At 63.3% G+C, this 25,227-nt stretch carries 22 protein-coding genes; 12 read left to right on the plus strand and 10 right to left on the minus strand.

Annotation, left to right across the window (positions count from 1 at the left end; translation table 11 throughout):
• Window positions 1-98 precede the first annotated feature (98 nt).
• On the plus strand, window positions 99-323 hold the full coding sequence (locus ACNKU3_RS10520) for a tautomerase family protein (RefSeq protein WP_418259421.1): 225 nt from the start codon (window positions 99-101) through the stop codon (window positions 321-323).
• A 128-nt stretch (window positions 324-451) separates the two neighbouring features.
• Here ACNKU3_RS10520 and ACNKU3_RS10525 read toward each other — a convergent pair whose 3' ends face one another.
• Both ACNKU3_RS10525 and ACNKU3_RS10530 read right to left on the minus strand, forming a co-directional pair.
• Entirely contained in the window at window positions 452-1,762 is a 1,311-nt protein-coding gene (locus ACNKU3_RS10525; protein WP_418259422.1) for a dipeptidase, read from the minus strand.
• 19 nt (window positions 1,763-1,781) lie between these two features.
• Complete coding sequence (locus ACNKU3_RS10530) at window positions 1,782-4,076, minus strand: TonB-dependent receptor (RefSeq protein WP_418259423.1); 2,295 nt, start codon at window positions 4,074-4,076, stop codon at window positions 1,782-1,784.
• 613 nt (window positions 4,077-4,689) lie between these two features.
• Between ACNKU3_RS10530 and ACNKU3_RS10535 the strand changes: the two genes are divergently transcribed.
• Complete coding sequence (locus ACNKU3_RS10535; RefSeq protein WP_418259424.1) at window positions 4,690-5,958, plus strand: cytochrome P450; 1,269 nt, start codon at window positions 4,690-4,692, stop codon at window positions 5,956-5,958.
• A gap of 152 nt (window positions 5,959-6,110) precedes the next feature.
• Here the strand turns inward: ACNKU3_RS10535 and guaA are convergent, their stop codons facing one another.
• Both guaA and guaB read right to left on the minus strand, forming a co-directional pair.
• On the minus strand, window positions 6,111-7,688 hold the full coding sequence (gene guaA, locus ACNKU3_RS10540) for a glutamine-hydrolyzing GMP synthase (RefSeq protein ID WP_418259425.1): 1,578 nt from the start codon (window positions 7,686-7,688) through the stop codon (window positions 6,111-6,113).
• A gap of 108 nt (window positions 7,689-7,796) precedes the next feature.
• Window positions 7,797-9,266: an IMP dehydrogenase gene (guaB, locus tag ACNKU3_RS10545; RefSeq protein ID WP_418259426.1), complete on the minus strand. Its 1,470-nt coding sequence runs from the start codon at window positions 9,264-9,266 to the stop codon at window positions 7,797-7,799.
• 80 nt (window positions 9,267-9,346) lie between these two features.
• On the opposite strand from guaB, the gene xseA reads away from it, so the two are divergent.
• Window positions 9,347-10,735: an exodeoxyribonuclease VII large subunit gene (gene xseA, locus ACNKU3_RS10550; protein ID WP_418259427.1), complete on the plus strand. Its 1,389-nt coding sequence runs from the start codon at window positions 9,347-9,349 to the stop codon at window positions 10,733-10,735.
• 27 nt (window positions 10,736-10,762) lie between these two features.
• On the opposite strand, the gene ACNKU3_RS10555 is transcribed toward xseA, so the two are convergent.
• On the minus strand, window positions 10,763-11,410 hold the full coding sequence (locus ACNKU3_RS10555) for a Crp/Fnr family transcriptional regulator (protein ID WP_418259428.1): 648 nt from the start codon (window positions 11,408-11,410) through the stop codon (window positions 10,763-10,765).
• A gap of 336 nt (window positions 11,411-11,746) precedes the next feature.
• On the opposite strand from ACNKU3_RS10555, the gene ACNKU3_RS10560 reads away from it, so the two are divergent.
• From ACNKU3_RS10560 to ACNKU3_RS10570, 3 genes are read left to right on the plus strand one after another with little or no spacing between them, the layout of a single operon-like run.
• Window positions 11,747-13,198, plus strand: a complete 1,452-nt coding sequence (locus ACNKU3_RS10560; RefSeq protein WP_418259429.1) for an adenylate/guanylate cyclase domain-containing protein — start codon at window positions 11,747-11,749, stop codon at window positions 13,196-13,198.
• Window positions 13,195-13,566 (plus strand): response regulator, encoded by a 372-nt coding sequence (locus ACNKU3_RS10565; RefSeq protein WP_418259430.1) that lies wholly within the window; start codon window positions 13,195-13,197, stop codon window positions 13,564-13,566. Before ACNKU3_RS10560 ends, ACNKU3_RS10565 begins: the two co-directional genes overlap by 4 nt.
• A 23-nt stretch (window positions 13,567-13,589) precedes the next feature.
• The gene (locus tag ACNKU3_RS10570) at window positions 13,590-15,119 is read left to right on the plus strand and encodes an ATP-binding protein (RefSeq protein ID WP_418259431.1); all 1,530 of its coding nucleotides are present in this window, start codon (window positions 13,590-13,592) and stop codon (window positions 15,117-15,119) included.
• Here the strand turns inward: ACNKU3_RS10570 and ACNKU3_RS10575 are convergent.
• The 4 genes from ACNKU3_RS10575 to ACNKU3_RS10590 all read right to left on the minus strand — a co-directional run bounded on the left by ACNKU3_RS10575 (window position 15,070) and on the right by ACNKU3_RS10590 (window position 19,603).
• Complete coding sequence (locus ACNKU3_RS10575; RefSeq protein ID WP_418259432.1) at window positions 15,070-15,660, minus strand: hypothetical protein; 591 nt, start codon at window positions 15,658-15,660, stop codon at window positions 15,070-15,072. The two genes, ACNKU3_RS10570 and ACNKU3_RS10575, sit on opposite strands and share 50 nt — an antisense overlap.
• An 86-nt stretch (window positions 15,661-15,746) precedes the next feature.
• Window positions 15,747-17,237, minus strand: coding sequence for a lysine--tRNA ligase (gene lysS, locus ACNKU3_RS10580; protein ID WP_418259433.1), 1,491 nt, complete (start codon window positions 17,235-17,237; stop codon window positions 15,747-15,749).
• A 152-nt stretch (window positions 17,238-17,389) separates the two neighbouring features.
• Window positions 17,390-18,488 (minus strand): peptide chain release factor 2 gene (gene prfB / locus ACNKU3_RS10585; protein WP_418259434.1). Its coding sequence is split into 2 segments (ribosomal slippage): window positions 17,390-18,412 and window positions 18,414-18,488, totalling 1,098 coding nucleotides; the frame shifts between segments, so codons are not numbered across the junction.
• Window positions 18,489-18,796: 308 nt separating this feature from the next.
• A complete protein-coding gene (locus ACNKU3_RS10590; RefSeq protein ID WP_418259435.1) occupies window positions 18,797-19,603 on the minus strand; it encodes a sulfurtransferase in 807 nt (268 codons plus the stop codon).
• Between the two features lie 132 nt (window positions 19,604-19,735).
• Between ACNKU3_RS10590 and ACNKU3_RS10595 the strand changes: the two genes are divergently transcribed.
• The 3 genes from ACNKU3_RS10595 (at window position 19,736) to ACNKU3_RS10605 (ending at window position 22,635) form a co-directional block, all read left to right on the plus strand.
• Window positions 19,736-20,239: a DUF2244 domain-containing protein gene (locus ACNKU3_RS10595; RefSeq protein ID WP_418259436.1), complete on the plus strand. Its 504-nt coding sequence runs from the start codon at window positions 19,736-19,738 to the stop codon at window positions 20,237-20,239.
• Between the two features lie 355 nt (window positions 20,240-20,594).
• The gene (gene rimO / locus ACNKU3_RS10600) at window positions 20,595-21,920 is read left to right on the plus strand and encodes a 30S ribosomal protein S12 methylthiotransferase RimO (RefSeq protein WP_418259437.1); all 1,326 of its coding nucleotides are present in this window, start codon (window positions 20,595-20,597) and stop codon (window positions 21,918-21,920) included.
• A gap of 7 nt (window positions 21,921-21,927) precedes the next feature.
• A complete protein-coding gene (locus tag ACNKU3_RS10605) occupies window positions 21,928-22,635 on the plus strand; it encodes a 16S rRNA (uracil(1498)-N(3))-methyltransferase (protein WP_418259438.1) in 708 nt (235 codons plus the stop codon).
• Window positions 22,636-22,667: 32 nt separating this feature from the next.
• Here the strand turns inward: ACNKU3_RS10605 and msrA are convergent, their stop codons facing one another.
• A complete protein-coding gene (gene msrA / locus ACNKU3_RS10610; RefSeq protein ID WP_418259439.1) occupies window positions 22,668-23,321 on the minus strand; it encodes a peptide-methionine (S)-S-oxide reductase MsrA in 654 nt (217 codons plus the stop codon).
• 220 nt (window positions 23,322-23,541) lie between these two features.
• On the opposite strand from msrA, the gene ACNKU3_RS10615 reads away from it, so the two are divergent.
• From ACNKU3_RS10615 to ACNKU3_RS10625, 3 genes are read left to right on the plus strand one after another with little or no spacing between them, the layout of a single operon-like run.
• On the plus strand, window positions 23,542-23,736 hold the full coding sequence (locus tag ACNKU3_RS10615; RefSeq protein WP_418259440.1) for a hypothetical protein: 195 nt from the start codon (window positions 23,542-23,544) through the stop codon (window positions 23,734-23,736).
• A gap of 26 nt (window positions 23,737-23,762) precedes the next feature.
• Window positions 23,763-24,449 carry a VWA domain-containing protein gene (locus ACNKU3_RS10620; RefSeq protein ID WP_418259441.1) on the plus strand — a complete coding sequence of 229 codons (687 nt, stop codon included), beginning with the start codon at window positions 23,763-23,765 and terminating at the stop codon, window positions 24,447-24,449.
• Between the two features lie 35 nt (window positions 24,450-24,484).
• Complete coding sequence (locus ACNKU3_RS10625; RefSeq protein ID WP_418259442.1) at window positions 24,485-25,195, plus strand: DnaJ domain-containing protein; 711 nt, start codon at window positions 24,485-24,487, stop codon at window positions 25,193-25,195.
• Window positions 25,196-25,227 lie beyond the last annotated feature (32 nt).

The raw sequence follows: 25,227 nt of genomic DNA on the forward strand, positions 1-25,227 counted from the left end.
GGTGACTGGGCAATTGGCGGCAACCGGCTGGCCGCTGCCGACGTCCATGCGCTGCAACGCGGCGAAGCTGCCTGATTAATTACCCAAGGAGATCTATCATGCCCCTCGTAACTATCGATGTAATTAAAAACGTATTCACCCCAGACCAGAAGGAAGCCCTGATCGAGAAGGTCACGGAAGCCATGGTCGCGGTTGAAGGTGAAAACATGCGCCCCGTAACCTGGGTTCGTATCCAGGAATTCGAAGGCGGTGACTGGGCAATTGGCGGCAACCGGCTGGCCGCTGCCGACGTCCATGCGCTGCAACGCGGCGAAGCTGCCTGATTACCCAGGATTGTGTCGCAGGGATACCAGTACCAGCCCCAACAGGGGGGCGGTACTGGAGACCTGTCCGTCAATTTCCGGAGACTCCATCAACAAGGCCCTGAATAGCCGGCCAAGGCTGGTTCCCGTTATCGATCTACCGCTGTCGCGACCTGTTCGCGGCGCGCTTCAGCCTGTACCTCATCCATCACCCGCAGCAGGTTACCGCCCCAGAGCTTCGCTATGGCCGACTCGCTGTAGCCGCGTTCCAGCAGTTCGCGGGTGACTGCCGCGGTCTCCGAGGCATCGTTCCAACCGCTTACCCCGCCACCCCCATCAAAGTCAGAGGAAATCCCGACGTGATCCTCACCCAGCATTTTTACCAGGTAGTCGATGTGGTCGACAAAGTCCGCCACATCCACCGGCGGGGCGACCGGGTCGACCTCCTCATGAATGACCGGTTGCGCTTTGGCCCGCAGGGCGCGATAGCGATCCAGGTAGTCCGTGCGCTGCTCTGGCGTGAGGTCTTTCAACGCACTCCATTCGCGTAGTTCAAGGTCTTCCTCTGCGGCCAGCCGGGCGAGAACCTCCCTGGCTTTGGCCTCCCAGGCCGCGTTCTTGGCAGTGTTGAGATAGGAGCGGAAGGCCGTCGCCTGCACCACACCACCATTTTCCTTCACCGCCAGCAGTTCCTCGTCCGAGAGATTCCTGCTGACGTCGTTGAGGGCGCGCGCCGAGGAGTGCGAGGCAATCACTGGCGCCTTCGACAGCGCAATCGCCTGCAGATTCGCCTGTTTGGAGGGGTGGGAGATATCGATCATCATGCCCAGGCGGTTCATCTCCACGATCAGTTCCCGCCCCAGCGGCGACAGTCCGCCATGTAGCCACTGCCCGTCCGCTTCACCGGTGTTGGAGTCCGCAAACTGGCTGTGCCCGTTGTGCGACAGCGACATGTAGCGGGCGCCGCGCGCGTAGAACTCCCGCACCATGCTCACATCGGTACCCAGTGGATAGGCGTTTTCAACCCCGATCATGGCGACTTTGCGACCGCTGGCACTGATCTCCCGGGCCTCTGCCGCACTAGTGGCCAGGCCGATCCGCTCCGGCGCCAGTTCCTGGGTCAGGCGCTCGATGGCGGCGAACTTGGCCTGCGCGTTGTCCAGCGCCGCGGCATAGCCTTCCTCGGACAGTTCCCCCTGGGCGGTATAGACGATCAACCACACCACATCGAGCCCGCCCGCCTCCATTTTCGGCAGGTCGACCTGGGTGGTGAGCGACTGGGTATAGTTGCTCTGCTCGGTAAAATGATTGACGTCGATGTCAATGTGGGTATCGACGGTCAGCAGCCGCTCATGCAGGCTGGCGACCGCATCCCCGGCCTGTGCCGATACCGCATTGGCAAGGACCAAGGCAAGCAGAGGGGCCGCCAGGCGGCCCGGAGAGTAGTATCGTGCTTTCATGCGATTCCTGTAACGGTCGTTAAAAATCGAGGGTCAGTGTTGCCTGGAAGGTGCGCGGGCTGAGCGGCCGGAAATACGGCGAGCCCGCGTAGACAAAGGACAGAACCTCCTCGTCGGTCAGGTTGTCGACATTGAAGCGCAGGCTCGCCATATCCAGACCCAGCAGGGAACCGCTGACGTCGACGTAGGCGGAATACACCGTGTAGTCTTCCATCTGGTATTGCTCGGCATAGTCCGCGTAGCGCTCACCGGTGTATTTCACTGACAGGTTGGCTACCAGCCACTCGGTTGGCTCCCAGGTCACGCCACCGGTGAACAGCCACTCCGGACTGTCCGCGATCTGGCTGCCGGCGGGATTGTTGTCGAAACCGTCTTCCAGCTCGGCCTGGTTGTAGCTGAGGTTGGCATTCATGTAGAGCTTGTTGTTGAAGATCTCCGGCTGGAAGACGCCGGAAAGCTCGACACCCCAGGCTGTGGTTTCACCGGCATTGACATAAAACGTCTCCGGTTGCTGGGTGGCGGGGTTCAGCACATTGCCAGGCAGAAGCCGGTTATCAAAGGCGGTGTAGTACAGGGAAACGGCGCCATTGAAGGTTGGACGGTTGGTCCGGATACCAATTTCGTAGTTCTCGGCCTCTTCGCCGTCGGGCGCCTGTGTCGTGAAACTGGTGGCCGTCGAGAAAATGTCGTCCGCGCCCTTGGGCAGGGCGTATTGCTGCGACCATGAGGTAAACAGCTGATCGTGGTCGCTGAGGTTGTACACCGCGCCGATCATGGGCAGGAAGCCCTTCGAGTAATCCGCCTCTATTTGCTGCGGACCGTAGCCGGGCTGGCTATCGATCTCGTAGTCCGCATAGTCGCGGTAACCGTCCAGGCTGTAATCCACGTTCAGGCTCTTGAAACCCACTTGCAGGTTCAGGCGGTCATCCATCAGGAGAATACTGTCCTTCAGGTAGAACTGGGTGGTTTCCCGGACACTGGTGTAGTCGCGGCGGTAGTAGACGGTTTCGTCCCGGATCACCTTGCCGTCGGCACTGCCTTCGGTCTTGTTCAGGCGCTGCTGGGTGCGGTTATAGGTCTCGTCTTCATACCAGCCACCGAGGGACAGCACATGGTTGCCCACGCTCCACTCGAGCCCCGCCACAATGCCCTTGCGGTCGCCCCCGACCCCGGACAAGCCGTACTGCACGCCACGCGGATGCACAACGTCCAGCCCGGCGGCCGCCTGTTCCGTGTAGATACCCAGTGAGTTCGGGTAGCTGTCCGGCGAGACGCCGTAGCCATCCTTGTCCTCGTAGTAGGCCGTGCTCTTCAGGTAGAGACTGTCCATCAGGTCCGTATGGAAGGACAGCGAGTACAGCTTGTCATCCCGGACGTTGATCCGGTCCTCGTAGTAGGAGGTACAGTTTCCGCCGGTATAGATCGGCGTAAAGTCGGCCTCGTCGATAGCGCCATCGCCGTTGAAGTCATAAACAGCCGGCTGTGGATTGGCGCAGCCTTCGGGAATCGCCGGCAAATAGCCGTACTCGTAATTGTCCGCGAAGGTGGAAGCAGAACCCGAGGGCGAGTCATAGTCGAAGAATTCGTTGCTCACGTAGGTGGCCTGGATGAAGGTATCGCTGTCGAATTCGTAACGCGCCTTGCCCTCCCAGTGTTCGCGGTCGATGGTGCCCGGACCGCGCCACAGGTCGCTGTCGGTTTTGGAACGCGCCAGGTAGGCGCTGAAGCCACCGAGATCCCCCGTATCCAGTCGCAGGAAACTGCGTTCCAGGTTGTGGTCTCCCATGGTATAGGCGACCTTGGCGCCGAACTCCTCCGCCGGCTGTGTGGTGTTGTAGGACACCATCGGCCCCAGCGAGGCGTAGCTCGGCAGCGAGACATCCCCGGCACCGGGTGATGCGATAACCGACGCGAGGTTCTCGTTGTCCACATAGCGGAAAATCGGGCTGCCGCCAAAGGCGTCGGAGCGCCCCATCGGCACCCCATCCAGCACGAATCCGATCTGGTTGAGCTGGAAGGCGCGGACCTGGACCGAGTTGCCGAATTCATAAAGACCCAGTGCGCCATCGGTCTGCACGTTGAAGCCCGGCAGGCTCTCGAGCATTTTCAGGCCCGAGATGCCGGCTGGCGCCGACAACAGTTCTTCGCGGGTTACACCCACAGTATTGGCTGCCTGCCCCTCGCCGATCGCCAGGTCGGTCTGGGATATGCGACGGCCCGAGACAAGGACTTCCTCGAGGGTGGCCGCCTCGCCGGTTTGGTCCTGCGCCACCAGGGGCAGGGCATTGATGGTTGTGGCAATAGCTACGGCCATTGCCAGTTTCTTGCTGGAGGGAGTTATCACACCTGAATCCTCGGTCAATCCACTGGAATGCCGCGAATGCACTGAAAACTGGTTATTTTATGTTCGTTTTGAAGGGCTTACGCAACGTCGCCAAGAGCAGAGCAATATATATGCCAGCCTGCGAGCATCGCCGGCGGTATAACGCACCAGCGTTTTGTGACGCTGGTATTACAGCGTTGGTCACTGGTTTGAACCGGCCGCACAGTGGTGTATACCCCGGTGCGACAGTGTCAATTTTGGTGCATTCGCGAGGCAGGTGATGGCCATAGTGCACCGAATCCGTGTAGGCGGTGCATCGCCGAATGTCGCCGCTTCCAGCGAAAAATCGCTAATCCCGCCCTGGGGAGTCTGGCGATCGCGACTCCCTACCTCGCCCGGGCACAAGCCACACTTAGGTTATCTGGCCAGCAAGGGCCAATGTGGACAATTTTTAACCTCCGAGGTCCAGTATTCCCATGCACGGAGTGTTAAAAACTCTTCGTGAGCTGTCATATCTTTCGCGGCGAAATCCAACTAAATTAAGCGCCGATAAGTAATGGCAGGCAAAAAGCCCCTACTGGAAGAGACAAAAGGTCACCAGGACATGAATTCAATAAGCGAAATGACGATAACCGATCCCGCCATCGCCCGGGATCCATACGAATACTACGAGCACCTGCGCAGTGAAGACCCCGTTCACTACGACGAAAAGCTCGGCGCGTGGCTGGTAACCCGCTATAACGATATCGTCGCAGTCGCCCGTGACACCGAGCTGTTCTCCGACGAAATGCGGGTCTCGGACGCCATTCGCTCACCCTACCAGGACGAAGCCAACGACTATATCCGGAGCAAGGGCTACTACCTGCTGGATCCCTCAGACAGCTTCAAGGTGGATGGAGAGTTGCATAAACGGCGCCGCAAGCTGGTCGCCCATGCCTTTACCGCCCACGCGGTAGCTGCGATGGCTGACCGCGTGGCGGAATTGTGCCGCCAGCAGCTCGACACCTTCAGCGAGGGTGGCGAAGTAGACCTGCTCAGGCAATACGCGACGCCGGTACCACTGAATGTCATCTGTGACGCCCTGGGCCTGCCGCTTGACCGGACCGAAGACGTCAGCCGCGCAGCCTATTCCATGGTCGCGCGCGCCGGCACCGGCGCGACCCGCGAGGAAGCGTTCCAGCACGCCGACAACATCATGAAGCTGCAGGAGTTTGCCCGTGAGGCCATTGAAGTGCGGCGCAAGGAACCCCGCAGCGACCTCATTTCCCAGGTTGTACATTCCGGTGCTGACCAGCCTGCAGAGGAACAGCTGACCGAGCAGGAACTGATTTCCATCGTGTCGGTGTCCATTGCCGGTGGCGTCGATACCACGCGTAATTCCATTGCCTATGCACTCTACACCCTGGCAACCCGGCCGGAACTGCTAAAGCGACTGCAGGAGTCCGAGAACCAGGACAAGGATATCGCCGCCCTGTGTGAAGAAACCATGCGTTTCTACTCGGCAGTTCCCGCCCTGCCTCGCGTAACCACGCGGGATACCGAACTCGGCGGCAAGGCGATTCCCAAAAACTCCCTGGTCTTCCTGTGCTGGGCATCGGGCAACCGCGACCCCGAGCGCTTCGAAGATCCCGATGTATTCAACATCGACCGGCCTGCATCGGCCCAGCATCTCGGTTTCGGCACCGGGGTCCATATCTGCCTCGGCGCCATGCTCGCCCGCAACGAGATGAAGGCGGCCATCAAGCAGTTCGTCAATGCCGTGGAGTCCGTTGAACTGGCGGTTGCCGAAGACGACCTGGATTACAGCGAGAGCATCGTGATCCTGCGCGGCCTGAAAAGCCTGCCGGTGCGCCTGAAAATGAAAGCGCACTGAAGCCCTCCTAAGGCACCTGGAAAAAGGGCCGCCGGTTTACCGGTGGCCCTTTTTTGTGCGGGATGTAAGGGAAGTCAGGGACTGGCCAAGCGGCGAATATCTACCTGACCCCGCCCACGGCGGGCCCTGCTAACGGCTGCCTGCGCGGCCGGTCACTCCCACTCGATGGTCGCCGGCGGCTTGGAACTCACGTCATAGGTCACCCGCGAAACACCGGAAATCTCGTTGATAATCCGGTTGGAAACCTTTTCCAGCAACTCGTAGGGGAGATGCGCCCAGCGGGCGGTCATGAAGTCGACCGTTTCCACCGCGCGCAGTGCGATCACGTACTCGTAGCGACGGCCATCGCCGACCACGCCCACGGATTTGACCGGCAGGAAGACGGCGAAGGCCTGGCTGGTTTTCTCATACCAGCCGGCCGCGCGCAGTTCACTGATAAAAATGTCGTCGGCCAGGCGCAGCAGGTCGGCGAACTCCTTTTTGACCTCGCCGAGGATGCGCACACCGAGGCCGGGACCCGGGAAGGGGTGGCGGAACACCATGTCGTAGGGCAGGCCCAGTTCCAGGCCGATCTGGCGCACCTCGTCCTTGAACAGCTCGCGCAGGGGCTCCACCAGCTCAAAGCTCATGTCCTCCGGCAGGCCGCCGACGTTGTGGTGGGACTTGATCACGTGGGCCTTGCCGGTCTTGGCGCCGGCGGATTCGATAACGTCCGGGTAGATGGTGCCCTGGGCCAGCCACTTCACATCCTGGAGCTTTGCCGCCTCGTCGTCGAACACCTCGATGAAGGTATTGCCGATGATCTTGCGTTTCTGCTCGGGGTCGTTGACGCCGGTGAGCTTGCCGAGGAACAGGTCCTCGGCGTCGGCGCGGATGACTTTCACCCCCATGTTGCGGGCGAACATGTCCATCACCTGGTCGCCCTCGCGCAGGCGCAGCAGGCCGTTGTCCACGAACACACAGGTGAGCTGGTCGCCGATGGCCTTGTGCAGGAGAGCTGCCACCACCGAGGAGTCGACACCGCCGGAAAGGCCCAGAAGCACCTTGTCGCTGCCCACCGTCTCACGCACGCGAGCAATCGCGTCCTCGACGATATTGGCCGGAGTCCACAGCGCCTGGCAGCCACAGAGCTCGAGCACGAAGTGTTCGAAGATGCGCTTGCCCTGCAGGGTATGGGTGACTTCCGGGTGGAACTGGATGCCAAAGAAGGGCTTGTCCCGGTGGGCCATACCGGCGATGGGACAGGAATCAGTCTCGGCGATCAGCTCGAAGCTCTCCGGGAGCTCGACCACCTTGTCACCGTGGCTCATCCACACGTCCAGCAGGCCGGTGCCATCGGTGTCCAGGTGATCGCGGATGTCGTGGAGCAGGCCCGTGTTACTGACCTGGCGAATCTGCGCGTAGCCGAATTCGCTGACATCGGAGCCCTGCACCCGGCCGCCGAACTGCTCGGCCATGGTCTGCATGCCGTAGCAGATGCCCAGCACCGGCACCCCCAGCTCGAACACCAGTTCGGGGGCGCGCGGCGAATTCTCTGCTGCGACCGACTCGGGGCCGCCGGAGAGAATAACCCCCTGCGGCGCGTAGTCGCGGATTTCCTCGTCGCTCATGTCCCAGGCGCGAATCTCGCTGTAGACGCCGACCTCGCGTACCCGGCGGGCAATCAGCTGGGTGTACTGCGAACCGAAATCGAGGATGAGAATTTTCTGGGCGTGGATATTTGTGCTCATGGGTGGTCCTGTGGAGCAAAAAAGGGGTCAGAGCCCTTTTTCCTGTGTCTAGTTCGCTGCTTACACTGTGTCCGCAAAAAAGGGCTCTGACCCCTTTTTCCTTTTCGTTCAGCTGACCGGGTAGTTCGGCGCTTCCTTGGTAATCGCGACGTCGTGCACGTGGCTCTCGGACATACCCGCTGCAGTCACCCGCACGAACTCGGGCCGGGTGCGCATGGTCTCTATATCCGGGCTGCCGGTGTAGCCCATGGCTGCGCGCACGCCGCCCATCAACTGGTGGACGATGGCGGACAGCGGGCCCTTGTAAGGCACCCGTCCCTCGATACCCTCGGGTACCAGCTTTTCAGTACCGCGGCTGGCGTCCTGGAAGTAGCGATCCGAGGAGCCCATGTTCTGGGCCATGGCGCCGAGGCTGCCCATGCCGCGATAGGCCTTGTAGGTCCGCCCCTGGTACAGCTCCACCTCGCCGGGGGCCTCTTCGGTGCCGGCAAACATGCTGCCCATCATCACCGCGTGGGCGCCGGCGACCAGCGCCTTGGCGATATCGCCGGAGAAGCGGATACCGCCATCGGCAATCAGCGGCACACCGCTACCCTCGAGCGCCTTGGCGACATTGGCGACGGCGGAGATCTGCGGCACCCCGATGCCGGTGACGATACGCGTGGTGCAGATGGAACCGGGACCGATACCGACCTTGACCGCATCGGCGCCGGCTTCAAGCAGTGCAGTGGCCGCAGGTGCCGTGGCGATATTGCCGCCGATGACCTGCATGTCCGGGAAGGCCTGCTTGATGCGCTTGACCCGGGCAATCACGTTGCGGGAGTGGCCGTGGGCGGTATCGACCACCAGCACATCCACCCCGGCCTCGACCAGCGCAGCCACGCGGTCATCGGTATCCGGGCTGGTGCCCACGGAGGCGCCGACCCGCAACTGGCCGTGACTGTCCTTGCAGGCGTTGGGAAAGCTCTCCGCCTTGTCGAAGTCCTTCACGGTAATCATGCCGCGCAGGTCGAAATTGTCGTTCACCACCAGGATCTTCTCGATCCGGTGCTGGTGCAGCAGGCGCTGTACCTCCAGCGCGCTGGCGCCTTCCTTGACCGTTACCAGCTGGTCGCGCGGGGTCATGATGTCGGACACCAGCTTGCTGTGATCGGTCTCGAAGCGCAGGTCGCGACGGGTGACGATACCAACGAGATCACTGCCGTTGAGTACCGGCACGCCGGAAATCCCGTGGGAGGCAGTCAGCTCCAGCAGTTCGGCGATGGTGGCGGATTGCTGGATGGTGATCGGGTTCTTGACCACCCCGCTCTCGTACTTCTTGACCTTGCGGACCTGGTCGGCCTGTTCGTAGATGGTCATGCTCTTGTGAATGATGCCGATACCGCCTTCCTGGGCCATGGCAATGGCCAGGCGGGCCTCCGTGACGGTGTCCATGGCAGCGGACAGCAGCGGGATATTCAGCTCGATTTCACGGGTGAGGCGGGTCTTCAGCGAGACGTCGGTAGCCACCACCTCGGAGTATCCGGGCAACAGGAGGACATCGTCGAAGGTGAGGGCTTCCTCGGCTATACGCAACATGTGGCGATCTCCGGCTGGCAGGTTCAGGGTAAACGTGCAATTATAATTCTTTGGTCCACCCGCAGTAAATATAAGTTCCTGTGCACGATTCCCTCTCTCCAGGCCCCGATACCGCCACCCTCAGCGTCACCGAGCTCAATCGCAAGGTTCGCCTGCTCCTCGAGGGGCATTTCGACTTCGTCTGGGTGGAGGGGGAGATCAGCAATTTCGCCGCCCCCTCCTCCGGGCACTGGTACTTCTCCCTCAAGGACAGTGCCGCCCAGGTGCGCTGCGCCATGTTCCGCAACCGCAACCAGCGGGTGCGGTTCCGGCCGGCGAACGGCGACCATATCCGCCTGCGCTGCCGGGTCTCGCTCTACGAGGGCCGCGGCGAGTTCCAGCTCATCGCCGAGTACATGGAACAGGCCGGAGCCGGAGCCCTGCAGGCCGCCTTCGAGGCCCTGAAAACCCGGCTGCTGCAGGAGGGGCTGTTCGATCCGGCGCGCAAACAACCCCTGCCGGCCAGCGTTTCCCGGCTCGGCGTGATCACCTCGCCTACCGGCGCCGCCATTCACGACATCCTCACCGTGCTGAAACGGCGCAGCCCCGCCATCGAAGTCTATATCCTGCCGGTGGCGGTCCAGGGCGAGGGCGCGGCCGCCCAGATCGTCGCGGCCATCGAGCGCGCCAATCGCCTTGCCGCCAGCGGAGCAGTTCCCCTGGATGCGCTGATCGTCGGCCGCGGGGGCGGATCGCTGGAGGACCTGTGGGCCTTCAATGAGGAAATCGTCGCCCGGGCCATCGCCGCCAGCGCCCTGCCGATAGTCAGCGCGGTCGGCCACGAGGTGGATTTCAGTATTGCCGACATGGCCGCCGACCAGCGCGCGGCGACCCCCTCGGCGGCGGCCGAGATGCTGAGCCCGGACCAGCGCGAGCAACTCGCCCTGCTGGCGAAAATGGAGGCCGACCTGCGCCGCGCCGTGCAGCGCAAGCTGGCGGAGGCGCGCACCCGCCTCGACCACCTGCGCAGCCGCCTCAAACATCCCGGCGCCCGACTGCGCGAGCAGTCCCAGCGCCTCGACGAACTCGAGCAGCGTCTGATCCGCGCCCAGGGCAACCTGCTGGCCCGCAAGCGGGGCGAACTGGCCCTGCTGGAATCGCGCCTGCTGGCAAAATCGCCGGCACCGCGTATCCAGCAATGGCAACGCGACATGCAGCGCCTGCAGCAACGGATGGAAAGCGCAGTCCAGGTGCGCCTGCAGGGCGCGCGCCGGCAACTGGCCCACCTGGCCCAGATGCTGGACTCCCTCAGCCCCCTGAGCACCCTTTCAAGAGGCTACGCCATAGTGACAGACCAGTCCGGCAAGGTGTTGGCGGACGCGGCGCAGGTGGAGCCAGGCGATACAGTAGAGGCGCGACTTGCCCGCGGCAGCCTGCGGCTCAATGTGCTGGAGACGCGGCCGGCGGCGGAAGGGGAAGACAGGGAGTAAACGGCGACCGCGCGGCCGCCGCCGAAATCAGTACTTGGCGGGCAGCCGCGTGTTGATAATGATGTGCCGGCCCTCGAAGCGGATATACTCACCGATCGTCAGGTCCTTGAGGATACGCGCGACCATCTCGCGGGAGGCGCCGACGCGATCGGCGATGTCCTGCTGGGTGAGTTTTTCCGGGATGTACAGGGTGCCGTCACCGCGTTCCTCGGAGAGGTCCATCAGCACGTTGGCCACCCGGCCGTAGACATCCTGCAGCGCCAGGCTCTTCACGTCCGCGGTGAGCTTGCGCACCCGCTGGGCGAGGTTGCGCACCAGCTGCCGGGCGATATTGGGATGCTCGTCCAGCACGCGGTTGAAGTCTTCTTTGTAGATGATACAGAAACTGGACTTTTCCACGGTGCGCACGGAGGCGGAGCGGGTGGAGTCATCCAGTAGCGCCAGTTCGCCGAAGTAATCGCCGGCGCCCTGGGTGTTCATGATGAACTCCTTGCCGTTCTTGTCGGAGCAGTAGACCTTGACCTTGCCGCTCTCGATAATGAACAGGGAATCCGCTGGATCGTTTTCGTGGATCACCACGGTATTCTTTGGAAATGCACGACTGGTACTGCTGGCCGCCAGCGCTTCCAGCTCCTCTTGGTTGAGGCCCTGGAAGAGTTCTACTTGCTGCAACATCAACGCACCCGATCCTTTTTCTGATCCCTTTGGAACTCTGCCAGCAATAGTAACCCAAAGTTTCGCGGTTTCGCACCTTTGTGCGGGAAAATATGCCGGCGCCAGTTTTTTCATCGGCCCTATCGACCCTGTCGGGCAGCGCGAGTTCCCCGGGATCACAAGTGGCAACCTCCCTGGTGAACGCTCGCGCGCTGCCGTTTCCGCCACCCCTGCGGCGATCGCCTTGGCCTGCCGACAGCGGGAGTCCCCGCACAGGTGCCACGCGAGTGCATACCACTCCCAGCACGGTGCCGCTATACTCCCCGGATGCCCGCCGACGAAGGACAATCCGCGCCCGTGAGTTCCACTCCCTCAGCCAACATGGCCCTCTGGAGCGACCTGTTGCTGCGCGCCGTGGCCGAGTTGCGCGATGCCTACCTGCGCCACCAGGATGAACTGCAGGCGCTGGTGCAGGAGGATTTCGCCCAGCTCTTCGACAGCGCCCAGCGGCTGGACCAGATGTTGGCGGAGGAACCCCTCGACCGGCACGGACTGCGCAATGTGCTCTCCGCCCTGCTCGGTTACGGCGAGATGCTGCGCGAGGACATCGGCACCACGCAGCCGGAACTGGACGCCGCCCTCGCTCGCCTGCTGCGCGCCGCGCAGGCGGCCAACGAAGGGGAGAGCGAGGGCGAGGCGACCGACCAGGACAGTTCGCGACAGATCGCCAGTGAACCCGGCTTTATCCTCGCGGTAGACGACCTGCAGGAAAACCGGGAACTGGTAGCCCGCTACCTCTCGCGCTCGGGGCACATGGTGGTGACCGCCTCGGGGGGCGGCGAAGCCCTGCACACTCTCGAGCAGGCCGACGTGGACGTGGTGCTGCTGGACCTGATGATGCCGGACATGGACGGCCGCGAAGTGCTGCGCCGCATCAAGGAGCACCCGGACTGGCGCGCGACGCCGGTCATCGTCATTTCCGGCCGCCAGGACATGGAGGGTATCATCGAGTGTATCGAGGCGGGCGCCGACGACTACCTGTTCAAGCCCTTCAACCCGGTACTGCTGCAGGCCCGCATCAAGGCGGGGATCGAGCGCAAGCGCTGGCACGACCGCGAGGAACTCTACCGGCAACAACTGGAGCGCAACGAGAAATTCATCCGCGCGACCTTTGGCCGCTACCTCTCCGACGAAATCGTCACCGACATCCTGGAGCGCCCCGAGGGCCTCGAACTCGGCGGTGACCTGCGCCGGGTAACCATCATGATGGCGGATATCCGCGGCTTTACCACCATCGTCGAAAACCTCGCGCCCGACCAGGTGGTGACCCTGATCAACCGCTATCTCGCCGCCATGACCGACATCATCATGGCCCACCAGGGCACCATCGACGAGTTTATCGGCGACGCCATCCTCGCGGTTTTCGGCGCACCCCAGCATCGCGATGACGACGCCGACCGCGCGGCGCGCTGCGCACTGGCCATGCAGGCGGCCATGGCGGAGATCAACCGGCAGAATCGTGCCGATGGGCTTCCGGTGATCAGCACGGGCATCGCCCTCAATACCGGCGATGTCATTGCCGGCAATATCGGCTCCGAACGCCGCAGCAAGTACGGTTTCGTCGGCCACCCCATGAACGTGACCTCGCGCATCGAGGACGCCACCGCCGGCGGCGATATCCTCATCGCCGACAGCACTTTGGAAGCACTCGGCGATACCTACCACACCGAGGCAGTCGCGGAACCCCTGCGGGTCAAGGGGATCAACGAGGAACTGGTGGTACACCGCCTGCTGGGAGAAGAAACATGAGCAACGCGATCCTGCTGGTCGAGGACAACGAGCTCAACCGGGACATGCTGGTCCGGCGCCTCACCCGAGCCGGTATCGAGGTGATTACCGCGGGCAACGGCGAAGAGGCCCTCGAGCAGATGGTCGCGGAAAAGCCCGCCGTGGTACTGATGGACATGAACCTGCCAGTCATGGATGGCTGGACTGCCTGCCGCCGGGCCCGGGAGGACGAGCGTATCGCCCATATCCCGATTATCGCGCTCACCGCGCACGCCTCGGAGCCCGACCGCCAGGCCGCCCTGCAGGCCGGTTGCTGCGAATACGCCACCAAGCCAATCGACTTTCCCGGCCTACTGGCCAAGATAGCCAACCTGCGGGGAGATCTCTGAGAGCCTGGCTCTCCACCCGCGCCATGAGTTTACGCCGCCGCCTAACCCTCTCGCTGGTCACCATCCTGGTGCTGTTCGCGATCAACGTCGGCACCCACTTCTGGGGCAGCGTGGCGCGGAACGAGAGTATGGATTCCTACCGCAAGTCGGTGACCGCGGCGCAGCTGTCCACGGACATCGAACAGCTGCTCAACGACCAGCGGCAGACCATCCTCGTACTGTCGACGATTCGCGACAACACCGGTGACCAGCTGGACCCGGAGGAATACGCCCAGGCCAAGGGGCAGATCGAAGCCGCCCGCGCACTGATCGCCAAACTGGGCAACCTCAGCCGCAACGTCACCCGCCTGCACTACGAACGGCTGCAGGACGCCAGCACCACCTTGCTGGACCAGTGGGAAACCTTTTACGACAATTACAACGACCCGGAATTCAAGGCTGATGTCGACGACCCGCTGCCCTACCTGGAAGCGGCGCAGAAACTGAAGGAACTGGAACAGCACCAGGCCTTTATCGCGGTGCAGCGGGCCAACATCATCGACCGCACCATCGCCCTCACCGACCGCATCACCCTGCTCGGCTTCATCGCCTCTATCGTGCTCACCGCGATCCTCGGCTTCATTCTCGTACGCTACACCAACCAGTCACTGAAACGCCTGAAAAAAGGCGCCCAGCGACTGGGCAGCGGCGACCTCAGCTACCGCATCGACATCCTCGATGACACCGGTGAGCTCGGCGACCTGGCCAAGGCCTTCAACGAGATGTCGGACAAACTGCGCAATGCGATGTTCGAGGTCAGCCAGGCGCGGGATGCGGCGGACGAGGCCAGCGCGGCGAAGAGTATCTTCCTGGCCAACGTCTCCCACGAATTGCGCACACCGCTGAACGCGATCATCGGCTACTCGGAAATGCTCCACGACGAGTTGTCCGATCCCCACGAGATCGACCGCGAGCAGTTCCAGCAGGACCTGGAAAAGATCATCCGTTCCGGACGCCAGTTACTGGTGCTGATCAACGACATTCTCGACCTGTCGAAAATCGAGACCGGGAAGATGTCCCTGCACTGCGAGCACTTCTCCCCCGCCGAACTGCTGGAGGAGGCCTGTGACGTCATTGCGCCGCAGTTGCGCGAACGCAATAACACACTGGAAAAAAGCGACTTTTCCCAGCTGCCCGCACTCTACAACGACGCCAGCAAGTTCCGCCAGATTTTCACCAACCTGCTGAGCAACGCCTGCAAGTTCACCGAGGGTGGCACCATCTCGGTACAGGCGAAACCCCTGAAAAACCGCCCTGACTGGGTCGAGGTGGCGATCAGCGATACCGGGATCGGCATGAACCGGGAACAGCAGAGCCGCGTCTTCGACGCCTTTGTCCAGGCCGACGCCTCCACCAGCGCCAATTACGGCGGCACCGGGCTGGGCCTGGCGATCTGCCGGGATTTCTGCGAGTTGATGGGCGGGACTATCCGGGTACACAGCGTACCCGACGAGGGCTCCACCTTTACGGTGACACTCCCTTCTGACCCAGGGTCAGCTCACGCAGCCGTTTGATGGTTTCCTCGCGCTTGGCGAGGTCCGCGCGCAGCGCCTGGTTCTCCGTCTGCAATTCATCCACCCGCCGGGCATCGCCGAGGAAGTTTTGCAGCGCCTGGCGCATGAGCAGCACCTGGGGATGGGGATTCAATCCGCGCCAGTCCTGCTTGTCGAGGGATTGCAACGCGGTCCTGGCGCGCGCCAGGTTGCGCTCGGGATTGACCGCCAGCGCATCGATATAGGCCTGTGCAACCGCACTTTCCCATCGCGCGACCGGGGTATCTTCCAGGCGCTGGTAGCGCTGGAAGTACTGCCGCCCCTCGACGATATTGCCGGCGGCGAGCGCCGCCATGCCCTTTTCCAGGAAGGTGTAGTCAGCCGTACTGGACGGCAGCTGGGAGCAGTTGCAATCCGGACCCTGGTCCAGGTTGAGCTGGATGTCCGGCGTTGCCGCAGGCTCGGCACTCGCCGGGGACTCCGCCTGGGGCGCCTGGGCGCAGGCCTGCAGCAACAGCACGCAGGCCGCCAGACGACACCAATCAGGGATTCTCAGGGGCAAGGTCCGCTCCTCGCATTCAGGTCTAAAGGGATTCTAGCGCAATCGCCCCAAGGGCGGCATAGCGCCATACCCTGTTTAACAAAGCTTTACTCTGGACGCATATGCGGGAACAGCAGCACGTCGCGAATGGATGCTGAATCTGTGAGCAACATCACAAGTCGGTCGATACCGATGCCTTCGCCAACCGTCGGGGGCATGCCGTATTCCAGCGCGCGGATGTAATCCCCGTCGTAGTGCATGGCCTCTTCGTCGCCGGCATCCTTCTCCGCGACCTGGGCGCGGAAGCGCTCGGCCTGGTCCTCGGCGTCGTTGAGCTCGGAAAAGCCGTTGGCGATTTCGCGGCCACCGATAAAAAACTCGAAGCGTTCGGTGACGAAGGGGTCCGCATCGCTGCGCCGGGCCAGCGGCGACACCTCGGTCGGGTATTCCGTGATGAAGGTCGGCTGGTCCAGGCGGTGCTCGACGGTCTTCTCGAAAATCTCGATCTGCACCTTGCCCAGGCCCCAGCTGTCTTTCAGTTCGATTCCCAGTCCTTTGGCGATAGCGCGGGCAGCGGACTCGTCCGCGAGCTGGCCGGCGCTGATCTCCGGGTTGTATTGGAGGATGGCATCGAAGACCGACAGCCGCGCAAAGGGCTGCGAGAAGTCGTACTCGCTGCCCTGGTAATTCACTGTGGTGCCGCCCAGCACGGTGCTGGTGAGTTCCCGCAGCATGTCCTCGGTGAGGTCCATGGCATCGTGGAAACCGGCATAGGCCCAGTAGAATTCCAGCATGGTGAACTCGGGGTTGTGCCGGGTGGAGAGTCCTTCGTTGCGGAAGTTGCGGTTGATTTCGTAGACCCGCTCGAAACCGCCCACCACCAGCCGCTTGAGGTACAGTTCCGGCGCGATGCGCAGGTACATGTCGAGGTCCAGCGCGTTGTGGTGGGTGACGAAGGGCTTGGCCGCGGCGCCGCCGGGAATTACCTGCATCATGGGCGTTTCCACTTCCATGAAGGCACGCCGGTTCATGTAGTCACGAATGAAGGTGATGATGGCCGAGCGGGTACGGAACACGTCGCGGGACTCGGGGTTCACGATCAGGTCAACGTAGCGCTGGCGGTAGCGCATCTCCTGGTCGGCCAGGCCGTGGTACTTGTCGGGCAGCGGACGCAGTGCCTTGGTCAGCAGGCGCGCCTCGCGCATGTTGATGTAGAGGTCACCCTTGCCGGACTTGTGGATCGGGCCGCTGGCGGCGACGATGTCGCCGAGGTCCCAGCTCTTGATATCGGCGAGGGTCTCTTCGTCCAGGGCCTTGCGATCGACGTAGAGCTGGATGCTGTCCGAGCCGTCCTGGATCAGCAGGAAGGCGCCGCGATTGCGCACCAGGCGACCGGCAACGGCGTACTGCTTGTCCGCAGCTTCCAGGGCCTCCTTGTCCTCCTTGCCGTAACGCGCCTGCAGCTCGCCGGCTTCCGCGCTGCGGCGGAAGTCGTTGGGGAAGGCATTGCCGCGGTCGCGGATCGCCGCCAGCTTGCCGCGGCGCTCAGCAATCAGTTTGTTCTCGTCCCGGGCTTCGCCCGCTTCATGTTCGCTCATGGTCTCTCCTGGTTCGCCCCCGCGCGCGGGCTCCCGGTCTGTGGGGAGCTGCCGCGGGAACGATGCGCGCTCGGGGCGCGCTCCCTCCTGGCATGGTGTCGGCCCGCGCAAAGGGCCGCCGGCCGGCGGCACCTGCGGTTCAGGGCCGGTGATTACAAACCGCTTTTCAGCGAAGCTTCAATAAACAAGTCCAGGTCGCCATCCAGCACCGCCTGGCAGTTGCTGGTCTGGACACTGGTGCGCAGGTCCTTGATGCGCTGGTCATCCAGCACGTAGGAGCGGATCTGGCTACCCCAGCCGATGTCGGACTTGCTGTCCTCCATGGCCTGCTTTTCCGCGTTACGCTTGAGTATTTCCTGCTCGTAGAGCCGCGCCCGCAGCATCTTCCAGGCCTTGTCGCGGTTCTGGTGCTGGGAGCGCTCGCTCTGGCAGGCCACCACGATACCGGTTTCGATGTGGGTAAGGCGCACCGCCGAATCGGTCTTGTTGATGTGCTGGCCGCCGGCGCCGGAAGCCCGGTAGGTGTCTTCACGCACCTGGGACTTGTCGACCTCGATCTCGATGTTGTCGTCGATCTCCGGGGATACGAAGACCGAGCTGAAGGAGGTATGCCGGCGGTTGCCGGAGTCGAAGGGCGACTTGCGCACCAGGCGGTGCACGCCGGTTTCGGTGCGCAGCCAGCCGAAGGCGTACTCGCCCTGGAAGTGGATGGTCGCGCTCTTGATGCCGGCCACGTCGCCCGCGGAGGCTTCCTCCAGGGTGGTCTTGAAGCCGTGGGCCTCGCCCCAGCGCAGGTACATGCGCAGCAGCATCTCGGCCCAGTCCTGGGCCTCGGTACCACCGGAGCCGGCCTGGATGTCGAGGTAGGCGTTGTTGGGGTCGTTTTCGCCGCTGAACATGCGGCGGAACTCGAGTTGCTCCAGCTGTGCTACCAGCGACTGGATATCAGCGGCGATCTCCTCGACGGAGCCTTCATCGTCCTCGGCGGCGGCCATTTCCAGCAGGTCCGAGGCATCGGCGGCGCCGCTGTCGAGCTGCTCGATGGTGTGGACGACGCTCTCCAGCGAGGCGCGTTCACGGCCCAGTTCCTGGGCGCGTTCGGGGTTGTCCCAGACGCTGGGTTCGGCGAGTTCGAGCTCTACTTCGGCCAGTCGATCCTTGCGATTGGCGAAGTCAAAGATACCCCCTGAGCACGTCAGTACGCGCTTCGATGTCCTTCAGGGTCTGTACAAGGGGGTTGATCTCCAGCATGTCCGGGGGCTCGTGTGTAAATTCTGGGGCGCGCATTTTACCTTAGCGGGGGCTTTGGCTCTAGCCTCGATATTGGGCTTCCTGAACAGGTGGTTACATGCCACTTTACGCGAACATCACAACTCAGGCCTCGGCCCCGGAGCACGGCGCGCGACAGGATTTGCCCCGCCGGAACACGCCAAAAAGCGCACATCCCTGTGCAGGCTCGGTCGGCGACGTCCTGTCGCCTCACGGTTCCTGCGGGGCAAATCCTGTCGCACGCCCCCTACTTCATCGCGAGATTCAGGCTGGCAATCGCTCTGGGTGATCTACAGATACGAACACCAGTCGCTCCAGCTGCCAGGGTACAGGATCGCATCCTCCCTCCCCAACTGGACCAGGGAGAACAGGTTGACGCAGGCGGTGACCCCGGAGCCGCAATAGACGACAAGGTGTTCCGCCGTCAGGGTGTCGCCCCAGTGGGCGCGCAGGGCGGCTTCGTCCAGCAATTTTCCGGCGGGGTCGGTCACGCCCTGCCAGGGGTGGTTGACGGCGCCGGGGATATGTCCGGCGACCGGATCGATGGGCTCGATCTCTCCGCGGTAGCGCGCATTCTCCCGGGAGTCCACCAGTTGCGCGCCGGCGGCCAGCCGGCCGGGCAGGTCGGCGAAGTCGGCGCGCAGGCGGAAATCGGTGGGTGCAGGACTCTCAACCGGGCTGGCGGCGGGCGCCTCGCCCTGCTCGACGGCCCTGCCCGCGGCCTGCCAGGCTGCGAAGCCGCCGTTGAGCAGGCGCGGCTGGCGGTAGCCGAGGCTGCGCATCATCCACCACAGGCGGGCGGCGTAGGCGAAGCGGGAATCGTCGTAGGCGACCACCGGGGTGTCCGGGCCAATGCCCAGCTGTGCCAGGGTTGTGGCGAAAACCGCGGGGTCGGGCAGCGGGTGACGTCCGCCGTGGGTGCCGAGCGGGCCGGACAGGTCGCGGTTGAGGTGCAGGTAGCGGGCGCCGGGGATGTGCCCGGCCAGGTAGGCCCGCTGGCCGGCTTCGGGGTCGCCGAGATCGAATCGGCAATCGACTATGACGGCATCGTTATCCGACGCCAGTTCCTCTACCTCGATCACTGCATTAGCTGTCATGCTCCGCCCTCGTTCCCGGATAGGGGGATGCTAGTCGACCCGCGGAATTTTCACTAGACTTTCTCCTGCAGGGCTGGCCCCTGCCGGGGAAGGGTATCGACACAGCAGCGGCAAACCGCGGAGGGTTCCGGCATGGTCTCAAGCTCCCGCTCGAACAATCGCCTGGTCATCATCGCCCGGCCCAACCAGTCCCAGAGCTGGCGCGCCAACCTCTATGTCCTGCTGGCCCTCAGCGTACCCTGCCTGGGCGCCGGCATCGGCTTTACCCTGCTCGGGGCCTGGCCGATCCTGCCGCTGGCAGGCCTGGAAATGCTCGCCCTGGGCTCCGCCCTCTACTTCGTCCAGTGGAAGCTGCAGTACCGCCAGGTAATCACCTTCAGTGCGGACAAGGTGCAGATCGAGAAGGGCTACTATTACCCCCGCCGCAGCTGGCTGTTCCCGCGCAAATCGACCGGCCTCGCGGTCGAGTCGGAGCGCCACCCCTGGGATGGCCCGTCACTGGCGTTGCACGATGCCGAACAGCAGGTGCGGATCGGCGAGTTCCTCAGCCGGGAGGACGCGATGGCGCTGCTGGAGCTGTTGCGGGGAGAATTGCGAATCAACAGTCACGCACCCAGTCAATCCAGGAGCTTTTGACCTCCCCCAACTACCAATTAGTGCAATGCGGATCGAAGCTCCATAGTTATGGATTGGGTAGCGTGCAGGAGCCTTGCCCGCTGAAACCGTGAGGCGACAGGACGTCGCCGACCGAGCCTGCACATCGATGTGCGCTTTTTGGCGTGTTTCAGCGGGCAAGGCTCCTGCACGCTCAGACGCGAAAAGAACTATTTCAGCAAACAACGTGGCATTGGCACGTATTTCCCCGTATGCGCCGACCCCGGCAGTCCAGGGTCGACGCATACTCGAGTCCTGTGCGTAATTCACACTCCCTTGGCGACCCAAGTACCTACTGCTGTATAATTGAGGGCCTTCCCTCCCCCCAATCAGCAACATGACAGACTCTCAACGACAGAAAGTGGGTTTCATCAGCCTCGGCTGTCCCAAGGCCCTGGTGGATTCCGAGCGCATCCTCACCCAGCTCAAGATGGACGGCTACGAGATCGTGCCCAGCTACGAGGACGCGGAAGTCGTGGTGGTGAACACCTGCGGCTTCATCGACAGCGCCAAGCAGGAATCCCTGGACGCCATCGGCGAGGCGATGAGCGAGAACGGCCGGGTGATCGTCACCGGCTGCATGGGCAAGGGCGATGACGCCGCCTCCATTCGCGAGTTGCACCCCAAGGTGCTCTCGGTGACCGGCCCCGCGGCCTACGAGGAAGTGGTCGGCGCGGTTCACCAGTTCGTGCCGCCGAGGGCCACCCACGACCCCTTTGTCGACCTGGTGCCGCCCCAGGGTATCAAGCTGACCCCGCGCCACTACGCCTACCTGAAGATTTCCGAGGGCTGCAACCATCGCTGCAAGTTCTGCATCATCCCGGCCATGCGCGGTGACCTGGTCAGCCGCCCGATCGGTGAGGTGATGGACGAGGCGGAGCGCCTGGTGAAGGCCGGGGTGCGCGAGCTGCTGGTCATCTCCCAGGACACCAGCGCCTATGGCGTGGACCTGAAGTACCGCACCGGGTTCTGGCAGGGGCGGCCGCTGAAAACCCGCATGTACGAGCTGTGCGATGCGCTCGGCGAGTTCGGCATCTGGGTGCGCCTGCACTACGTCTACCCCTACCCCCATGTCGACGACATCATTCCGCTGATGGCGGAAGGCAAGATCCTGCCCTACCTGGACATCCCCTTCCAGCACGGCAGCCCCGAGGTTCTCAAGCGCATGAAGCGCCCCGCCGCGGCCGAGAAGTCCCTGGACCGCATCCGCGCGTGGCGGGATATCTGCCCGGACCTGACCCTGCGCAGCACCTTTATCGTCGGCTTCCCCGGCGAGACCGATGCCGAGTTCGAGATACTGCTCGATTTCATCCGCGAGGCCCGCCTCGACCGGGTCGGCTGCTTCCAGTATTCGCCGGTAAAAGGCGCCGCCGCCAACGACCTGCCGGACCACGTACCCGAAGAGCTCAAGCAGGAGCGCTGGGAACGCTTCATGGCCCTGCAACAGCAGATCAGCGCGGAGAAGCTGCAGGAGAAAATCGGCAAAACCATCGAGGTACTGATTGACTCGGTGGACGAGGAAGGCGCCATCGGTCGCTCCACGGCCGACGCCCCGGAAATCGACGGCAAGGTCTACCTCGACGGCGCCACCGACCTGCAGCCCGGCGATTTCGTCGAGGGCGAAGTGACCGGCGCCGACGAGTACGATCTCTGGGTCGGCTGAGCCGGCGGTGAACCTCCTGCTGTTCGAAGCCGGTGAACGGGACGGCGCCGGCCTGCTGCGCATCCGCGGGCCGCGCCTGGCCCACATCCGCGAGGTTCACGGCAAACAGGCGGGCGACCGCATCCGGGTCGGCGAAATCGGCGGTCTCATCGGCGAAGCCGACATTCTCGCCTGCGATGAGCGCGAGGCCGTGCTGGCGCCGCAATTGCAGTTCCCGCCGCCGGAAAAGCTGCCGGTGATACTCGTGCTGGCCCTGCCGCGGCCGAAAATGCTGCGCCGCGTCCTGCGCAGCGCGGCCGAAATGGGCGTGGCCGAACTGCACCTGGTCAACACCTGGCGGGTGGAAAAGAGCTACTGGCAGACGCCGGTACTGGCCCCGGCCACCCTGCGCGAGTACCTGCTACAGGGGCTGGAGCAGTCCCGCGACACTATGCTGCCTTCGGTTCACCTGCAGCGCCGCTTCAAGCCCTTTGTGGAAGACCAGCTCCCGGCGCTGCTGCAGGGGCGCCGCGGCATCGTCGCCCACCCCGGCAATCACCCGCCCTGCCCGCGCGGTATCGAGGGCGAGGCCCTGCTGGCCATCGGGCCGGAGGGCGGATTCATTCCCTACGAAATAGACCTGCTCGGGAAGGCCGGCTGCGAGGCCGTCAGCCTGGGCCCGCGCATCCTGCGCGTGGAAAACGCCGTTACCGCACTGCTGGCCCGGCTTTTCTGATCCCCCGCCCTTGCCGGGCAGTCAATCAGGGCTCAGGACAGTACGCCCCGGGGACAACTCACCCCGGTGCCGCCGAGGCCACAGTAGCCGCCGGGATTCTTGGCCAGGTATTGCTGGTGGTATTCCTCGGCATAGTAGAACGGCGGCGCGGGGACAATCTCGGTGGTAATCTCGCCAAATCCGGCTTCGGACAGGGCCAGCTGGAAGGCCTCCCTGGACGCTGCGGCCTGGGTTGCCTGCTCATCGCCAAAGGTATAGATACCCGAGCGGTACTGGGTCCCGAGGTCATTGCCCTGGCGCATGCCCTGGGTGGGGTCGTGCCCCTCCCAGAACACATTGAGCAACTCGGCATAGCTGATTTGCGCGGGGTCGAATACTACCTGCACGACTTCGTTGTGCCCGGTCATCCCGCTGCACACCTCCTGGTAGCTGGGGTTCGGGGTAAACCCCCCGGCGTAACCGGCGGCCGTAGTGAACACGCCCGGGAGCTGCCAGAATTTGCGTTCCACCCCCCAGAAACAGCCCATACCGAACATCGCGGTCTGCAACGACGCCGGAAACGGCCCGCGTAGGGGATTGCCGTTGACGAAATGGGTTGCCGGCACGGGCATTGCCTGCTCCCGTCCCGGCAGGGCATCCTGCTCACTGGGCATGAGGTGTTTTTTGCGGATATCGAACAGCGACATGGTGTTTTCTCCAGATGACAGGGGCCGAACGTTGCATTCGCACGCGGCTCGGATACAGTAGACAGCTCAGGGGCCGGGAATTCAAGAGTGCCCCGGCGCGCGGACCGAGCAGAATTTGGCCGCGGCGTTGAACGAACAGCGTCACAACGCTGTCACAGAGGAAAGCTAGGCTTTCCTCACTGGCGCCGGACAGTTGCGCCGCAAATGGAACAAGAAGGATATGACACTGAGAACAGAACAATTCAATGCAAGCGAACTGTGCAGCCGCAAACTCTGGCAATTGATCAGCAGCGAGGAGCGGGCGGCAATTTCCGCACAGGAACTGGAACAGGCCATCGACGAACTGGCCAACCGTCGCCACTATCTGGCGGAACTGGCGCAAATCGGTAAACTGGACGCTTTACGGAAACACTGAAGGCCGCCCCACCGCGGCGCCACGCAATGCCCAAGACCCCAGCGCGCCGATCCTCAAGTACAGAAATCACCCGCTTCCTGCAGAAAAGCAGGGCTATCACCCGTTTCCAGGCCGGCAAAGCGCGCCTGCTCTTCAGCCTCGACGCCACTGCCAGCCGCCAGCCCACCTGGGATCACGCCAGCCACCTGCAGCAGGAGATGTTTCGCGCGGTACAGGACAACAACGCCCTGAGCGTCCAGCTGTGCTACTACCGGGGTTTCGGCGAATTTCACGCCAGCCGCTGGACCGGCGATGCACAGGAAATCACCCGCGCCATGGCCCGGGTGCACTGCGAGGGGGGGCACACCCAGATCGAGCGACTACTGCGCCACGCCCTTGCCGAGCACGGCCAGGAGAAAATCCGCGCCCTGGTGTTTATTGGCGACGCCCTCGAGGAAAATCCCGACACACTGTGCCAGCTCGCCGGCCAGTGCGGCCTGCTGCAACTGCCCTTGTTCGTCTTCCAGGAGGGCCGGCAGCCGGCGGTGGAGCAATGCTTCCGCGCCCTGGCCAGGCTCAGCGGCGGCGCCTGGGCCAGCTTCGACCAGAGCAGCGCCGCCACCCTGGCCGCACTGCTGCGGGCCGTCGCCAGTTACGCCACCGGTGGCGTCGCCGCACTGGAGAAACAGGGCAACGAGAGTGCTAAACTGCTGCTGCAACAAATCAAGCACTGACTGAAGCACAGACTGACTTAAGCACAGGGAGCACCGTGCCCCGATTGATTCTTCTGGTGGCGATTGCCGCCGCACTGTACATCCTGATCCGCCGCGCGCAGGCCGCGCCTCCCCACAAGCGGCGTGGCGAGTACCTCAAGCTCGCACTCGGCATTACCGTGGGTGTGGTCGTGGTGCTCGCGCTGACGGGTAAAATGCACTGGATCGGCCTCGCCATTACCGGCCTGCTGGTGGCACTGCGCCAGCTGGCACCGGTCCTGATCCGCCTGTTTCCCATGCTCTCCCAGCGATTGGGGCAATCCGGCCCGCGCCCGGGGCAGACCTCCACCGTAGCGACCGAGCTGTTGCGCATGCAACTGGACCACGACAGCGGCGCGCTCAGCGGCGAAGTCCTGCAGGGGCATTTCCAGGGCTGGCGGCTGCAGGACATGAACCGCGAGCAACTCGATGAACTGCTCGACTGGTGCCGGGGCCAGGATGAGGATTCCGAGAACCTGCTCCTGAGCTACCTCGAACAGCGTTTCCCCGGCGCCGGCACCGGTGGGAACCGGAGCAACACCGACCCCTCATCCGGCGACATGAGCCGGGACGAAGCACTGGCCATCCTCGGCCTGGGCAAGGACGCGAGCGACGAGGACATCGTCAGCGCCCACCGGAAATTGATGCAGAAACTGCACCCGGACCGCGGCGGCAACGACTACCTTGCCGCCAAAATCAACCAGGCGAAGGACTTCCTGCTGGGTTGAACTGGCCCGAAATGGCCCCATTCACACTGTAA

It is taken from the genome of Haliea sp. E17 (genome assembly GCF_048323675.1).
Lineage (GTDB): Bacteria > Pseudomonadota > Gammaproteobacteria > Pseudomonadales > Halieaceae > Mangrovimicrobium.